The following is a 16,995-nucleotide window of genomic DNA, read 5'->3' as shown; positions in this document are numbered from 1 at the left end:
GTAATAAATCGTTAAATTTGTAAGCATAAGAAAGTTAATAATAAACAAATTCATAAAATAACATGAGTCAATTCGATGTTACCGTAATCGGTTCCGGTCCTGGTGGTTATGTTGCTGCAATCCGTGCTGCACAATTAGGTTTCACAACAGCAATTATTGAAAAATATCCAACTTTGGGAGGAACTTGTCTTAACGTGGGATGTATTCCGTCAAAAGCGCTTTTAGACAGCTCTGAGCATTTTGAGAACGCAAAACACAATTTTGCAGGTCACGGAATCATTATCAACGAGCCTCAAGCCGACATTGCAAGAATGATCGAACGTAAAAATGAGGTAATCAAACAAAATACAGACGGAATCAGCTATCTGATGAACAAAAACAAAATCACTGTTTTTGAAGGTGTTGGAAGCTTCGAATCCGCTACTCAGATCAAAGTAACAAAAAACGACGGTTCTACAGAAACCATCGAATCCAAATATACCATCATCGCAACAGGTTCTAAACCTTCTTCTTTACCTTTCATCACGTTAGATAAAGAAAGAGTGATTACTTCTACAGAAGCTTTAAATCTTAAAGAAATTCCGAAACATTTAGTGGTAATCGGAGGTGGAGTAATCGGTCTTGAATTAGGTTCTGTTTACCTAAGACTTGGAGCTCAGGTGACAGTGGTTGAGTTTATGGATAAAATTATCCCGACAATGGACGGAGCGCTAAGTAAAGAATTAACGAAAGTTCTTAAAAAGCAGGGAATGAAATTCATGCTTTCTACAGCCGTGTCCGCAGTGGAAAGAAACGGAGATACCGTAAAAATTACAGCGAAAGACAAAAAAGGAGAGGAAGTAACAGTAGAAGGAGATTACTGTCTGGTTTCTGTAGGAAGAAAACCTTACACAGACGGTCTTGGACTTGAAAAAGCAGGTGTTGAGCTTGATGAAAGAGGAAGAGTGAAAGTAAATGATCATTTACAGACTAATGTTGCCAACATTTACGCAATCGGAGACGTGGTAAAAGGAGCAATGCTGGCTCACAAAGCAGAAGAGGAAGGTGTTTTTGTTGCTGAAACTTTAGCAGGACAGAAGCCTCACATCAACTATAATTTAATTCCGGGAGTGGTTTACACATGGCCGGAAGTTGCAGGAGTTGGAAAAACTGAAGAGCAGTTGAAAGAAGAAGGAGTAGCTTATAAAGTAGGTTCTTTCCCGATGAGAGCTTTGGGAAGAAGCCGTGCAAGTGGTGATGTAGATGGTTTGGTAAAAATTATTGCAGACGAAAAAACAGATGAAGTTCTTGGAATGCACATCGTAGGAGCAAGAGCAGCAGATTTGATTGCTGAAGGCGTTATTGCTATGGAATTCCGTGCAAGTGCAGAAGATATCGCAAGAAGTTCTCACGCGCACCCTACGTATGCAGAAGCAATCAAAGAAGCAGCTTTGGATGCTACGGCAAAAAGACCAATTCATATGTAATTGATAAACAATCATATAAATAATAAAGAGAAATCAGATACTGGTTTCTCTTTTTTTTGGCATGAAAGTGGAGCTAGAGATTAAAAAAAGTGTTATGAAAAATATATTTATGAGTGTTTTGTTTCTTGTAGGAAGTTTTTCTTTCGCGCAGGAAGCAGGAAAAGCAGGCGAGCTTTTAAAAAACGAGGCTTCAAAAACAGAAATAGAATCTCCGAACGCAAAAAGAACGGAGAGCAGAAACAGCAATAATTCCGGTTTCAGAAATCAGAACAGAAATAACAATGGATTCAGAGGTAAAAATCCAAATTACCAATGGGATCAGCAGTACGGATATTCAGAAGTTTTCCTGAGAATTCCTGAACAGGGAATGTTCAGTGTGGAACTTGGAGATCAGTTTATTTCCAATAATTCCGGAAGATTCAGATTTTTTGATCTTCCGTCAGGAAGAATTCCTGTTTCAATTTATGAAAACGGTTATTTATTATACAGAACAACTTTGAATGTAAGAAACAACAGCAGATTGGTTCTTGATTTCTTTACCAATGAAGGATTGTTTTTATTAGATTCATATCCTGTTCAGAACCAGTCTTACGGATTTAATGACTGGAATGATGTCTGGAATAATCCTTACGGAAATTCGGGAGGATGGAATGATAACGTAAATTATCCTAATGTGATGGATAATCAGACGTTTCAGGGATTTATGGCGATGATGAAGGAAAAGGCTTGGTTTGACGATAAAAAAATGATGTTCATCAGTCAACAGGGAAAACATGCCTTGTTTACCTCGAACCAGATCCGTATTTTGGTAAAAGATTTAAGTTTTGACAAAAATAAAATTTCTCTTGCAAAGTCTATGTTTTCAAAATGTGTAGATAAGCATAAATATTTTCTGGTTTACGATGCCTTCGATTTTGAAAGCAGCAAACGGGAATTGATGGAATTTGTACAAAATTCATAAAAAAACAGTTTGAAATTAATATTGAACTCATTTAAACTTTTATCGCAAAAGATGCAAAAGATTTTAACACTTTAGTTGTTTAAATTTAATCCTTAATGGAAAGAAAGAGCACATAAGTTAAAAAAATCAAAGATTTTTCTTCTTTGCAGACTTTTGAAATACTTTACATAAATCCAATAAAGTCTTTTGTCTCTTTTACGGTTAAATTTAAAATTGGTTTAAACAGCTTTATTTAAAAAATATGAGAGCATTTTTGTTAACTTTTTTTATTTTTATTTCAGGTTACACTTTTAGTCAGAATATCAAGTCAATCAGTAAAAAGGTTTCTGAAATCAATAGTACTAAAAATTATCACATCAAAACTGTTCCCTATTCTTATTTCTTAGGAAAAAACCAGACTTCAGATAACGGAATTGAACTGAAAGGATTTTATAAAGATGGAAAACTTAAAAAAATAGAACATTTTGTAGGTCTTTCGGCATGGAATATCAGTACACAATATTTTTTCTCAGAAAATGATAAACTGATCTTTGTTTTGACAAAAAAATATCAAATCATTGATGAGAATGGATATATAAAAAATCCTAAATTACTTTCAGAATCAAGATATTATTATACTGATGAAAGACTTGTAAAAGTAATAGGTATTGCTCAAAATCCCGATGTAGAAAACAGTTATTTGAAAGAGTCCAAAACCCTGAGAAGAGATTTGGAAGAATATAAATAGGTTAAAGATTTGATTTTCCTTACCTTTGCAGACTAATTTTATCATACATGCAATTCGGAAAAACTCAGACTTTAAAAATTTCAGATAAAAATAATTCGGGATGGATCTTAGCAGACGAATCCGGAGAAAAGGCTTTTCTTCCTAAAATTTTCATTCAGGATGATAAGGAAATTGATGACGAAATTGAAGTTTTTGTATATCAGGATGATGGAAAATTAAAGGCAACCACAGAAATTCCTTTGGCAGAAGTAGGAGAGTTTGCCGTAATGAGCTGTGTACAAAGTCTTCCAAGCGGAGCTTTTATGGATTGGGGAATCATCAAAGATCTGTTTATTCCTTACAAGCAGCAGAAATCTAAGATCATTGAGGGAAAAAGATATCTTGTCTATATTTATGTTGATGAAGATCTGGAACTGATTACCGGAACCACGAAATTCAAAAGAAATCCTCAATATAAGGATCTGCCTTTCCAGAAAGGAGATAAAGTAGATCTTATTATGATGAATGAAAGTGAATTGGGCTGGAATGTGGTCATCAACAAAAAATATATCGGACTCATCTACAATTCGGATGTATTCAAAAAGCTTTATCCGTTGTCTGAAGAATCCGGTTATATCAAAGAGATCCGCGAAGACGGAAAAATTGATGTTTCCTTACAGCCACAAGGTTTTGAAAATATCGATGAGTTTAAAAAGAAAATTTTAGACAAACTTGAAGAAAACTACGGTTTGCTTCATCTTTCAGACAAATCAACTCCCGAAGAAATTAAAGACGAAGTTCAGATGAGTAAAAAGAACTTTAAAAAAGCCATCGGAGGATTATATAAAGATAAAATTATTGATATTCTGGACGATAAAATTCGGTTATTGTAATTGTTTTTGACTCATCAAAAAAGTGGTGAAAGACAATCAATAAACCTTTGAAAATAAAAAAACGAGCGGAAAATTTTCCGCTCGTTTTTGTTTAGTCTCTGTTCTTAATCAGAAGCCAGCCTGTATATAGTCTGCCGTCTGAAACTTTTATCGTATACCAGTAGTTTCCTGTCGGGACAGGATTTCCGTTGAGTTTTCCGTCCCATTGCAGAGGTTTTTTAGAAATAATCTCCTTGAAAACAGGAAGACCTCTTCTGTCGTAAACGTTCACTTCAGTTCCCGGATAATTTTCCAGTCCTGCAATTTTCCATTGGTCGTTATATCCGTCTGCATTGGGAGTGAATGCATTTGGGATGTTGAATATCGAAAAAGGTTTCTGACCAATGATACAGCCTCCTTTTGTTCTTACATAAACAATATATTCTCCAATATTTAAGTTCGTGAAAATGTTAGAATCCTGCCATGTGAAGTTATCTAAAGAATATTCAAAGCTGCCTGTCGCAGAAAGGATTACCGTTGCGGAATTGTTGCTGATATTTACGGAAACAATTTCCGGCAAAACCGTATAGCTTACCTGAATGTTATCCGTACTCTGACAGCCAAAACTATTCGTTACTGTTACAGAATAATTTCCGGGAGCTGAAACGGTAATTGTCTGAGTAGTGGCTCCGTTACTCCATAGATAAGATGAAAATCCGCTTCCTGCATCCAGAGTAACTGTTTTTCCTTTACAGAAATCAATTCTTTCAGGAAGGTTGAATATAGGTTTAGGGTTCAGAGCCAGATTTAATCGAACAATCTTAAAACATCCGTCCGGTGTTGAAACCTTTACATGGATAACGGTCGCTCCTAAATTTAAAGAGTACGCAGAAGAATTGGTAATTACGTTCCCAAAATCATCCGTATAAGTAAATGTATATCCGGAAGGATTGGCAATAATATTACTTTGATACGACGTTAAATTCACAATCATAGAGTTTCCTGTCGTACTGTTACAGAACGTCGCCGAATAATCATTGGCAGGAACATTATTCGTTGAAAGTGTTACCGTAATTGCCAGTTTTTCAGATTCACAGTTGTTCAGCGTCTGTGTTATGTAGTAAACTGTTCCGTTCACCAGAGGAGTTGTAAGCGGTAAGATATTTCCTGCGGCATCATAAAACTTAAGGGAAGTTCCGGTTACAACTAAACTTGCCAAAGTAGGATTTGCCGAAGCACAAAAATCCTGAACAGCGTTTCCTGTAGGTTTTGGAGTTTCATTCACGGTAACCTGAACAGCGATTTTATCACTTTCGCATCCGTTAATCGTTTGAGAAGCATAATAGGTCTGTCCGTTTACCAGCGCCGTTGTTGAAGGTAAAACATTTCCGGCTGCATCGTACCATTTGATATTCTGTCCTGTAATCTGAATATTGGCAACAGTTGGATTGGTGCTTTTACAGAAGATTTGCTGAAGATTGGTTGTTACAGGTAATGCCGTTGCTGTTACCGTTACATTTTGGTTTTGTGCCGAAATATTTCCATTTCCGTCATTATAAGTCCAGTGAATCACATAAGTTCCCGGAACAGAATAGGAAAGGGGATCGGTAGTGGTTGCCGTAATAATTCCGGCACAATTATCTGTAGCCTTTGGAAAATTGGAAATCGTAGTATGGCAGTCTCCTATGATATTTGGAAGATTTGTTACATTAGGAACTGGCGGAGTAATATCACCAACAATTACATGCACAGAAAAACTTCCGTCGCATCCATTAGTAGATCCTGTAACCTGACAAGTATATATTCCAGAGTTTGCTGTTGTTGAATTGAGAATTGTAGGATTTTGCTGATTTGAAGTAAATCCATTTGGTCCAGTCCAGTTATAGGTTGTTCCGCCAGTTGCATTCAACTGAATATTTGCACCTAAACAAATGTTCATACTTGAATTTTGAGGTAAATTATTACATCTTTCTAGTTTTAACAAGTAACCATCATCATTAGTTGTTGATGTGTTTATTGTATTTAAAAAATACTCATTGGCAGAAGGGTCAAAATCACAGTTCCAGTGAAAAGTTCCGACATAATAATAACTGTCATTAAGATTTACTGTTTGATAAACTCTTGCATACGCATTTGGTTTATAGGCATTCGTAGATCCAATTCTGAAAGACGTTTTATATTCTCTATTAGGGTTAAAAGTTATCGAACAGCCTTCTGAATATCCGCTTCCGAATACAATATTATTTACTCCTAAGTCAGGATTGGCATCGAAAGTTTTATCAAAATATCCATTAACATGAAGGTTATTATAATCATCACAACTTAAACCTTCTATAGATAAAGGAAAATGCTGTCCGTTATTTAAATATTTTTTTACATCAAGTAAATTATTGTTAGTATCGAACCACAATAAATAAAGGCTGATATAAGTATTGGAAGGCAATAAATATTGATTACTTGAAGGATCTACGTCAATAGGTAAAAACTGAGCCATCCATTGACCTGAAACAATAAGTTTATCATTTTTATCAACAAGAATATCAGAATAACTTTGGTCTTCTTGAATTCCAGACCAAAGCAAAGTCCCGTTAGTGTTGTATCGCTGCAATGTATACCGAGACTGACCATATATGTTATTCATCGCAAAATAGACATCATTATTAGAATTTAAAACCAATTTATTTTCGATTCCGTTGGTAACTTTTTTTAGCCATTGAACCTGTAAAGAAGAATTAAATTTAATAATATACGAAGCCGCCGTAGAGTTTGTATCATTAAAAGCTGTATTTGCAGCTTGTTGAAATACAAGATCATAAAAAGTAAAAGTACTTAGATATACATTTCCGTTGTTATCAACATCTAATGAATTTGGATTTGAGTTTGTTACCTGCGTTTCATTAATAAGGTTTCCATTAAGGTCTAAAGTGGTAATTGTAGCATAGCCATTAATATAATTTCCTTGATAAACAGATTTATTGGTGAGTGCATATACTTTTCCGTTTTTAACCTTCAAATCGTACTCAATATCATTATGTACATTACTTATTTTGTAACTCCACAGATAATTACCATTACTATCCAGTTTAATGACAAAGGTTGTTCCTGATCCTCCTGAACTTATATAATTTGTTGGAATTAAAAGATTTACAGCTGGTCCCGGATCTACATCAATTCCACTGAAACTAAGGGTCTTACCTAAAAGATACATATTTCCATTATCATCTTTTTGGACTTTTGAAATATGATCAGCATAGTCTGTATAGCTTCTGAATTGTTTTACCCAAGAAAAGTTCTGAGAAAACAAAAATCCACAGCAGAAAACTGTGCATAGAAACAATATTTTTCGCATTGGTTACTAATTTTTCGGCAAATATATTAAAATCCGCTATTTCAAAAAGATTAATAAAACGCAATGTCAGAATAAGATTTAAAATATGATGCAAATCATACAAATTTGTTTAATAATTTTGTTTAACAATTTTGTCAAAAAATATTTTTGATTTACATTTGCACAAATTTGTTTAACAAAAATGTCAAATCAAGCAAAAAAAGACCAAACACAGGAATTAATTAAAGACACAGCAAAGAATTTATTCTTTGTGAAAGGTAAGTTTGACGCTACTACTCAGGAGATTGCAGATGAAGCCGGTGTCAACAGAACGCTTATCAACTATTACTTCAGCTCAAGAGATAACCTCATCCAGATTATTTTTGATGAAGCTCAGAAAGTGGAAAAAGAAAAATCTGAAATCATCATGAATTCTGATCTTCCTCTGAAAGAAAAGATCAGCCAGTTCATAGAAGGAAGTTTATCTACAAGTCTTCAGTATCCTTATCTGGAAACCTACATCGTTTCGCAGATCAACAAAGGAAACTGTCATAAAAAAGATATTGAAAAAGATGAACTTGATCGCTTGTACAGAGATATAGAAGCCGAAATGGAATTAGGAAATATTGAAAAAATGAAACCCATACAGTTTGTTTTAAATATGGTTTCGCTTTTGGTTTTTCCGAGTGCAGTAAGACCTCTTTTTATGGAAAATTTAATGATCAGCGATAAAGAGTTTGATAAAATTATTTCCGAAAGAAAAGAAATCATATTAAATATGTTATTCAAAAACTAAAAAAGAGTTAAAGTATTTTAAGAATTCATTCGTCATTCGGAATAATATCATTTATCAGAATAATTACATTAAAAAAAAATAAACGAAGTATAATATTATGAAAAAACGTGTAACTGCAAACAAGCTAAAAGTAGGAATAGCGGCTGCATTTATGATGTTCGGTTTTTCATCGGTGTCTGCACAACAGCAGGTTTCCTTGCAGGAAGCAATTAAGCAGGCACTTCAGAATAAAGCTGAAGCCAAAAAGGCAGCTTTACAGATCAAAAAAGCCGAATATAAGATTGATGAGGCAAAAGCAGGAGCTTTACCACAGATTTCCGCAACAGCAGGTCTTACCTACAATCCCATCATTCAGGAGTCCCTTCTTGAGTTTGGAGGAGAAAAAATCAGAGCACAGTTCGGTCAGCCGTGGAACTCTACCGCTTCCGTACAGCTTCAGCAGGCAATTTTCGATCAGAGAGTTTTCACCGGACTGAAAGCGGCAAAATCTACCAGAGAATTTTATGTGCTTAATGCCCAGCTTACCAACGAACAGATCATTGAAAACGTAGCATCAGCTTATTATCAGGTTTTTGTTCAGGAAGAAAATCTTAAAACCGTAGAAGCAAGCTATGCGAATACGGAAAAAGTAAGAAATGTAATTAAAAGTCTGGTAGATAACGGTTTGGCAAAATCTATTGATCTGGACAGAACCAATGTTCAGCTTACCAACATCGGATCAAACAAACAGACGTTAATTAATTCTGTGCAGTTGGCTAAAAACGCACTGAAGTTCTACATGGGGGTTCCGATTGAATCTGATATTGAACTGGAAGAAAAAACAATTGAACCAAAACCAGAATTGGTTGCAGGAAATTTAAACCTTGACAACCGTACCGAAATCAAAGTTTTAAACAAAAACAGAGAACTTTTAGTGTTCAATAAAAAAGCGACAGAAGCATATCTTTACCCTACAGTAAGTCTGGTTGCCAATTACGGTTGGGGTGCAAACGGAGCAAAATTTCCATTAACCAACGGACTTAAGAACGGTGTGCTTTGGAGCGATTACTCTGCAATCGGGTTAAATGTTAATATCCCGATTTTCACCGGAGGAGCTACAAAAGCAAAGATCAATCAGGCAGAAATCGATATTCAGGATCTTGATCTGGATATACAGAATACACAGTTAAGTCTGAATTTAGATTATAAAAATGCCATTACCAACATAGAAAATGCTTTAATTAATATTGAAAGCATGAAAGACAACGTAGGATTGGCAGAAAGAGTTCAGAAAAATACACAATCCAACTACCAGTACGGTTTAGCAACACTTACAGAAGTTCTGGATGCAGAAAATGCTTTAACGCAGGCAAAACAGAATTACGCGAATGCTTTGTTGGATTACAAACAGGCTGAAATCAAGCTAATTAAAGCAAAAGGAGAATTAAATACACTACAAAACCCGTAATAAACTATGAAAAAAACTTTAATATATATCATCGTAGCAGCCGTACTGGTTGGTTTGGCAGCTTACAAGATTGCCGGAAATAAAGAAAAGCAGACGCAGGAAGTAAAAGAAGTTGCAAAGCAGGTAGATAAGATCAATGTAAACGTGGTAACGGTTTCCAGAGAAAATATCGATACAGATTACAGTGCAAACGGAACATTTATCCCGAAGCAGGAAATGAACCAGTCTTCTGAAATTTCAGGACGCGTGGTAAGCGTTTTGGTAAAAGAAGGCTCAAGAGTGGGAGCAGGACAGGTTTTGGCAACCATTAAAAGAGATGCCATTGAAGTAGATGTTACTCAGGCTCAGAACAATTTGCAGAATGCGATTGCGGACAACCAGCGTTACGAAAATGCTTTCAAAACAGGAGGAGTTACCAAACAACAGCTTGATAATTCAAGATTACAGCTTAAAAACGCTCAGGCTGCTCTAAGAGCTCAGGGCGTAAAAGTAAACGATACAAGCATTCGTGCGGGAATCAGCGGAACCATCAATAAAAAAATGGTAGAGCCGGGAATGGTGGTTGCTCCGGGAACAGGACTTTTCGAAATCGTAAACATCAACAGCTTAAAACTTTCAGTTTTGGTTGATGAAAGCCAGATCGGGAAAATTCAGTTAGGGCAGGAAGTTCCGATTAAAGTAAACGTTTTACCGGAAGATTCATTTGTGGGAAGAATTACATTTATCGCTCCTAAAAGTGATGCTTCTTTAAATTTCCCTGTTGAAATTGAAGTTCAGAACAGAGGAAACCTGAAAGCCGGGATGTATGCAACAGCAACATTTAAAACAAACAACGGCGCAGAAACACAGAATATGTTAACGGTTCCTGCAGAAGCATTTGTAAACGGAGTAAGTTCCGGACAATTATTTGTTGTACAGAATGGCGTTGCAAAACTCATCAAAGTAACCGTTGGAAAAGTATATGGCGATAAAGTTCAGGTTTTAAGCGGACTGAATGGCGGAGAACAGGTGGTTACCAGCGGACAGATCAATCTGGATAACGGATCTAAAGTAAATATCGTAAAGTAGAAGATTTATGAAGTTAGCAGAAATATCGATAAAAAGACCTTCGTTGGTAATCGTATTGTTTACGATTCTTACGTTGGGAGGTATCCTGAGTTACACACTCATGGGATACGAATTGATTCCGAAGTTTGAAACCAATATGGTAACCATTTCTACGGTGTATCCGGGAGCTTCCCCTGCAGAGGTGGAAACATCCGTTACCCGAAAAATTGAAGATGCCGTTGGTTCTTTGGAAAACGTGAAGAAAGTAGAATCTTCTTCCTATGAAAGTTTATCCGTTATTATGGTTCAGTTGAATGACGGAGCCGATGTAGATTATGCATTGAATGATGCCCAGAGAAAGGTAAACGCAATTCTTGCAGACCTTCCGGATGATGTGGATGCACCGTCTCTAAACAAATTCTCTCTGGATGATTTACCAATCATCACGATGAGTATTTCTTCAGACAAATTAAACAATAAGGAGCTCTATGATCTTTTAGATAAAAAAATTGAGCCGATTTTCTCCCGTGTAAACGGTGTCGCACAAGTGGATCTTGTAGGTGGACAGGAAAGAGAAATTCAGGTGAATCTTGATGAGAAAAAACTGCAGGGTTACGGACTTTCCATTGGAGATGTTCAACAGGCAATTCTTTCTTCAAACTTAGATTTCCCGACAGGAAGTCTTAAAACGAGAACCTCAAAATCTACGATCAGATTATCCGGAAAGTATAAATCTGTAGCAGAAATGAACAATCTTGTGGTTTCCAATAAAAACGGAGCGCAGGTTCGTTTGTCTGATATTGCTACGGTTTTCGATTCTCAGAAAGATGTGGAGAAAGTAGCGAGATTCAACCAGTTTCCTACCATCTTAATGCAGGTTAAAAAACAATCTGATGCCAATGCGGTTGCAGTATCTGAAAGTGTTGAGAAAACCATTGAAACCGTTCAGGAAGCGTACAAAGTCCAGGGTGTAAAGGTGAAAGTGGTAAACAATACTACAGACTTTACCCTTGAATCTGCCAACCACGTAATTTTCGACTTATTCTTAGCGATTATTCTGGTAGCAATTGTAATGTTACTATTCCTTCACAGCATCAGAAACGCATTCATTGTAATGGTTTCTATCCCGGCTTCATTGGTGGCAACATTCATCGGAATGAATTTAATGGGATATACCCTGAATTTGATGAGTTTACTGGGACTTTCTTTGGTGGTAGGTATTCTTGTGGATGACGCGATCGTTGTACTGGAAAATATTTACCGTCACATGGAGATGGGGAAAAGCAAAATCAGGGCAGCCTACGACGGAGCTTCCGAGATCGGATTTACCGTTGCAGCGATTACTTTGGTAATTGTAGTGGTATTTTTACCGATTGCGATGAGTTCAGGTTTGGTAGCGAACATTCTGGCTCAGTTCTGCGTCACGGTGGTTATTGCGACATTGCTTTCATTGGTCGCATCATTTACCATCATTCCGTGGCTGTCTTCAAGATTTGGTAAGCTTGAGCATTTAACAGGGAAAAACTGGTTCGAAAAATTCATCCTTTGGTTTGAGGGTTTAATTGATAAATTCACGCACTGGATCACAGGAATTCTTGAATGGTGTTTAAAAACCACATTAAGAAGAATTTCCACAGTCGTGATTACTTTCATCGTATTGATTTCTTCATTCATGTTAGTAGCATTCGGATTTATCGGAGGAGAATTTTTCCCGCCGATCGACAGAGGACAGTTCCTTGTTCAGATGGAATTACCGAAAGATGCAACCGTTGAAAAAACCAATCAGCTTACGTTAGATGTTGAGCGATTTTTAAGAAACGATAAAGATGTTGTAGATTTAATTACAACAGTAGGACAGCAGTCAACCGGTTTTGGGGGAGCTCAGGCGACAACCTATCAGTCGGAAGTTCAGGTAAACCTAACAGATAAATCCGAGCGTTCTGAAAGCACCAACATCAAAGCTGCAAAAATAAAAAGAGCTTTAGAAGAGAAATTTACAGGAGTAGAGTTCAAAACTGCCCCAATCGGAATCATGGGTGCTGAAAATGCGCCGATTGAAATGGTGGTAACCGCTCCGGATAATGCAACAGCCGTAAAAGAAGCAACAAGAATCTTAGAATTGCTGAAAAAAGTTCCTGGAGCAGTAGATGCAGAATTGTCAACCGATTCAGGAAATCCTGAAGTTCAGGTAAATATCGACAGAGATAAAATGGCTTCTTTAGGTTTGAATCTTTCAAGTGTAGGACAGACAATGCAGACGGCATTCAACGGAAATACAGACGGAAAATTCAGAGCAGGAGAATATGAATATGACATCAACATCCGTTTCGGAGATGCGAACAGACAGTCTATTGATGATGTTAAAAACTTAATGTTTACAAATCCTCAGGGACAGCAGGTACGTCTTAGTCAGTTTGCTGAGGTTAAAATGGGATCTGGACCGAGTTTGCTTGAGCGTAGAGACAAATCACCTTCTGTAAAAGTAAGAGCTAAAGCAGTGGGTAGGCCTGTAGGAGACGTTGCCAACGAATGGGCAAAACAGTTCATGGACAGCAAGAGCAAACCTGTAGGAGTAGATTACATCTGGAGTGGAGATATGGAAAACCAGCAGGAAGGTTTCGGTACGTTGGGAATCGCATTATTGGCGGCTATTGTATTGGTTTATCTTGTAATGGTTTCATTGTATGATAGTTTTGTGTATCCTTTCGTGGTATTATTCTCAATTCCTCTGGCGATGATCGGAGTAATGGTAATTCTTGCCTTAACAGCAAATTCACTGAATATCTTTACGATGTTGGGGATGATCATGTTGATTGGTCTGGTTGCGAAGAATGCAATTTTGATCGTTGACTTTGCCAACGCCAGAAAAGAAGCCGGAGCCAATACACACGACGCTTTGGTACAGGCAAATCACGCCCGTCTTCGTCCGATCCTGATGACAACAATCGCAATGATCTTCGGGATGTTGCCGATCGCATTGGCAACCGGAGCAGGAGCGGAGATGAACAAAGGTTTGGCATGGGTAGTTATCGGTGGTTTAACATCGTCTCTATTCCTTACTTTGATTATTGTACCGGTCGTTTACTCTTTATTTGATTCAATTCTTAGAAGGATGGGTAAACATGAAAAAGTAGATTATGAAGCTGAAATGAAAGCTGATTATGAACACAGAGAACTAAGTGAAGATGGTTTTACTCCAAAACATTTAGATTAATATAACAACCTTTAATTAACCTAACCGAAAACCGTATCAGCAATGATGCGGTTTTTTTATGTCATTGCGAACAGACTGAAGACCTGCAAACGTAGTTTTGAAGCGACGACACATTCTTAAAAAAGAAAAGAAATATGATTGCTCATTTGATGAGTAAAACGCCTTTACGATCGAAAAGTATGTTCAATAATTTATAAAAGACTTGCGACCCTTTTGCGTTAAAATTAAAGTTTAATCAAAAGTTTGTTTAAACTAATTTTAAATGTAACCGCAAAAGAGACAAAAGACTTTGTTGAGTTTATTTAAAGTATTTCAAAAGTCTGCAAAGAGAAAAATCTTTGATTTTTTAACTTATGAGCTCTTTTTATATTTAAGTATTAAAATTAATAACTAAAGTGTTACAATCTTTTGCATCTTTTGCGGTAAAAAAGTTTAGACAAGTTTCAAAAAAAAGCTTCCAAAATTAATTGAAAGCTCTTATTTAATCGTAAATAGGGGATTATTCCGCCATTGCTTCACCGGCTTTTCTGTAGACAAAACTTCCGTAAATATGTCTTCTTGCAAAACGGCTAGGAGAATCGGAATTCACCATTTTGATGTAGGTATTTTTCGGAACTCCAAGATATTCGTACATGTTTCCGTTCAGGTGCTGTACTTTAAGAACCGATTTTTCCAGATAAAAATCCTGAATATTAGATTTCGTAATGGTTTCGGTATATTCTTCTTTGTATTTTTCCTGCGTTTCCGGATTGATGCTTACCAGAAAATGATAGGCTTCAATCACAGATTTGCTTTTTTCTTCTGCTTCCTGCTTTCCTGCTTCATCATTGATGAATTTATCTGGATGCGTATCTTTCATCGTATTCCTGTAGATGGTTTTCAATTCCTTCAGTGTTACATTTTTATCAACTTCCAGAAGCTTTCTGTATTCGCCTAATTTTTTCATAATGGATGATCCTTATTTCGGGGTGCAAAATTAAGGTTTTTAATTGAGAAAGTGTAAGTTTTTGATTATTAATTTGTTTTGTTTGAAAGATCTATATAAAGTGAATATCGCTTTAATTTATAATTTTTTTTCTTAAAAATCATTATTGTGTGCAAAGAAAATTTAAAATAAATTTGTAACCAATGTCTAATGTTGTCCAATATGGTTATTAAAGAATATTACACAATATCCGAAGCCGCAGAAATTTTAAATAAAAGTACAAAAACACTAAGAAGATGGGATGATGAGGGAAAGTTGGTTGCTGTGAGAGAGCCAATGAGTAATTATAGGGTTTATCACAGAAATGATATAGAAAACTTATTTCCAGATTTTTTAATTGATAATAATAAATCAACAGATAACTATGCTAAAGCTGAAAATGAATATAAAGTTTTAGAGTTGTTTGCAGGAGCAGGCGGTTTAGCAATTGGTTTAGAAAAAGCAGGTTTAAAATGCGAAGCATTAAATGAAATCGATAAATTTGCCTGCCAGACGTTAAGAAAGAACAGACCACATTGGACCGTTCTGGAAGGTGATATAAAAAACTTTAGCTTTACACAATATAGCGGAAAAATAGATGTTGTAACCGGAGGTTTTCCTTGTCAGGCATTTAGTTATGCAGGTAAAAGGTTAGGTTTGGAAGATGCAAGAGGAACTCTGTTTTATGAATTTGCAAGAGCCGTTCAGGAAGTTAACCCTCTAATTTGTATAGGTGAAAATGTGAAAGGGCTTCTAAGTCATGATGGTGGAAATACTTTAAGAGGTATGATTTCAATCTTAGATGAGATAGGTTATAATGTAGTTCCTGTAGAAGTTTTAAGAGCTATAGATTTCAAGGTTCCGCAAAAAAGAGAAAGATTAATTTTAGTAGGTATCAGAAAAGATATAAATATTAATTTTAGCTACCCTCAAGCATATTCTAAAATATATAATTTGAAGGATGCTTTAAAAAAAGGTGAATTATTCGATTGTGATGTTCCTGTTTCACATGGAGCAACATATCCTAAAAGTAAAAAAGATGTATTGGATTTAGTCCCTCCAAAAGGTTATTGGAGAGATTTGCCTCTTGAAATCCAGAAAGAATATATGGGTGGAAGTTTTTATTTAGGAGGAGGAAAAACAGGAATGGCAAGAAGAATAGGATGGGATGAGCCTAGCTTAACACTCACTTGCAGTCCGGCGCAAAAGCAAACTGAAAGATGCCATCCTGATGAAACACGACCTTTTACGGTGCGTGAGTATGCGAGAATTCAAACTTTTCCAGATGATTGGGATTTTGCAGGTTCTATGGCTCAGCAATATAAACAAATAGGAAATGCAGTTCCTGTTAATTTGGCTAAAGAGGTTGGATATTCGATTATTAAATTTTTAAATTCCTATTATAATTCTTTAAAATTAAAAAGTTGAGAACTAGCGATTTCTTCGGCTAGTTTTTCAACACCCTCATTTATTAAATTTTGAGTGTCAATATTTTCAATAAGTAAATGCAATTCCTCAACAAGACCATCATAGAATTTTGGAAAGCCAGTTACTCTATGCCAAAAATCTTTACCTATAACAACAGGGTGAGTCTTGTCGATAACCTTATAATGCATACTTAATTCGCTTTGTTCACCGTATAGTACACCAACAATAAAATCTGTATTATTTACATTAGTGAATGCTCTATTGGTTCTGGCTAAATTTATTGTATCTGTAAATTTTTTTATTAATGGTTTTACATCTTCTGAATTAATTGTATTTGGTCCTGATTTTAATTGGCACCATTTTCTACGATTATCAATTTTATCAATAAATTCGATATCCATTCCCTTAATTAATGAGCCTTCTGCAATTTGTAAATCTACAAACATATTTTGTATCCTTGTTCCAAAAGAAGTATTTATTGACGTTCCCAAAACTCTGGGATAAAATAATGCTTTAGCAACACCAATTGATGTGTAACTATTTTCTAAAACCTTTGATAGATATTTAACAACAATAGGATTTATATTATAGCTCTTTAATTTTGAATGTGTATTTAAAGAGGCTTTGATATGATTATCAAAAATATAAACTTTAAAATATTCTACAATTTCCTGAATTATTTCGTTTTGAGTTTTAGCTTTCATTTAGTTATTAATAATACTTTTGAGTAAATATAAAGTTTATTTTAAATAAAACAAAAAACAGG

Annotated in this window: 12 protein-coding genes; 9 read left to right on the top strand and 3 right to left on the bottom strand. The window is 35.7% G+C overall.

Translation table 11 applies throughout. From position 1 onward, the window contains the following. The first annotated feature begins 62 nt into the window (after nucleotides 1-62). From lpdA to B0E34_RS14400, 4 genes are all read left to right on the top strand, one after another. A complete protein-coding gene (gene lpdA, locus B0E34_RS14415; RefSeq protein ID WP_087710504.1) occupies nucleotides 63-1,466 on the top strand; it encodes a dihydrolipoyl dehydrogenase in 1,404 nt (467 codons plus the stop codon). Between the two features lie 94 nt (nucleotides 1,467-1,560). Beyond that, nucleotides 1,561-2,427, top strand: coding sequence for a proline and serine-rich protein 1 family protein (locus B0E34_RS14410; RefSeq protein ID WP_165762991.1), 867 nt, complete (start codon nucleotides 1,561-1,563; stop codon nucleotides 2,425-2,427). A 241-nt stretch (nucleotides 2,428-2,668) separates the two neighbouring features. Next, a complete protein-coding gene (locus tag B0E34_RS14405; protein ID WP_087710500.1) occupies nucleotides 2,669-3,154 on the top strand; it encodes a hypothetical protein in 486 nt (161 codons plus the stop codon). Between the two features lie 47 nt (nucleotides 3,155-3,201). Next, complete coding sequence (locus tag B0E34_RS14400; RefSeq protein ID WP_087710498.1) at nucleotides 3,202-4,026, top strand: CvfB family protein; 825 nt, start codon at nucleotides 3,202-3,204, stop codon at nucleotides 4,024-4,026. Between the two features lie 91 nt (nucleotides 4,027-4,117). Here B0E34_RS14400 and B0E34_RS14395 read toward each other — a convergent pair whose 3' ends face one another. After that, the gene (locus tag B0E34_RS14395; RefSeq protein WP_087710496.1) at nucleotides 4,118-7,354 is read right to left on the bottom strand and encodes a T9SS type B sorting domain-containing protein; all 3,237 of its coding nucleotides are present in this window, start codon (nucleotides 7,352-7,354) and stop codon (nucleotides 4,118-4,120) included. Nucleotides 7,355-7,535: 181 nt separating this feature from the next. Between B0E34_RS14395 and B0E34_RS14390 the strand changes: the two genes are divergently transcribed. The 4 genes from B0E34_RS14390 to B0E34_RS14375 all read left to right on the top strand — a co-directional run bounded on the left by B0E34_RS14390 (nucleotide 7,536) and on the right by B0E34_RS14375 (nucleotide 13,837). Then, complete coding sequence (locus B0E34_RS14390; RefSeq protein ID WP_087710495.1) at nucleotides 7,536-8,129, top strand: TetR/AcrR family transcriptional regulator; 594 nt, start codon at nucleotides 7,536-7,538, stop codon at nucleotides 8,127-8,129. 94 nt (nucleotides 8,130-8,223) lie between these two features. After that, the gene (locus B0E34_RS14385) at nucleotides 8,224-9,576 is read left to right on the top strand and encodes a TolC family protein (RefSeq protein ID WP_087710493.1); all 1,353 of its coding nucleotides are present in this window, start codon (nucleotides 8,224-8,226) and stop codon (nucleotides 9,574-9,576) included. A 6-nt stretch (nucleotides 9,577-9,582) separates the two neighbouring features. Next, on the top strand, nucleotides 9,583-10,644 hold the full coding sequence (locus B0E34_RS14380) for an efflux RND transporter periplasmic adaptor subunit (protein WP_087710491.1): 1,062 nt from the start codon (nucleotides 9,583-9,585) through the stop codon (nucleotides 10,642-10,644). 7 nt (nucleotides 10,645-10,651) lie between these two features. Beyond that, the gene (locus B0E34_RS14375; protein WP_087710489.1) at nucleotides 10,652-13,837 is read left to right on the top strand and encodes an efflux RND transporter permease subunit; all 3,186 of its coding nucleotides are present in this window, start codon (nucleotides 10,652-10,654) and stop codon (nucleotides 13,835-13,837) included. Between the two features lie 499 nt (nucleotides 13,838-14,336). Here the strand turns inward: B0E34_RS14375 and B0E34_RS14370 are convergent, their stop codons facing one another. Then, on the bottom strand, nucleotides 14,337-14,783 hold the full coding sequence (locus B0E34_RS14370; protein WP_087710487.1) for a KTSC domain-containing protein: 447 nt from the start codon (nucleotides 14,781-14,783) through the stop codon (nucleotides 14,337-14,339). Between the two features lie 201 nt (nucleotides 14,784-14,984). Here B0E34_RS14370 and dcm point away from each other — a divergent pair, with 201 nt between their 5' ends. After that, a complete protein-coding gene (dcm, locus tag B0E34_RS14365) occupies nucleotides 14,985-16,229 on the top strand; it encodes a DNA (cytosine-5-)-methyltransferase (RefSeq protein ID WP_087710485.1) in 1,245 nt (414 codons plus the stop codon). Here the strand turns inward: dcm and B0E34_RS14360 are convergent. Further along, a complete protein-coding gene (locus B0E34_RS14360; RefSeq protein ID WP_087710483.1) occupies nucleotides 16,202-16,933 on the bottom strand; it encodes a PmeII family type II restriction endonuclease in 732 nt (243 codons plus the stop codon). The two genes, dcm and B0E34_RS14360, sit on opposite strands and share 28 nt — an antisense overlap. Between the last annotated feature and the right edge of the window lie 62 nt (nucleotides 16,934-16,995).

It is taken from the genome of Chryseobacterium mucoviscidosis (assembly GCF_002177115.1).
GTDB lineage: Bacteria > Bacteroidota > Bacteroidia > Flavobacteriales > Weeksellaceae > Chryseobacterium > Chryseobacterium mucoviscidosis.
Note: the sequence above shows the minus strand (reverse complement) of the source record. Positions and strands in the feature narration are given on the sequence as shown.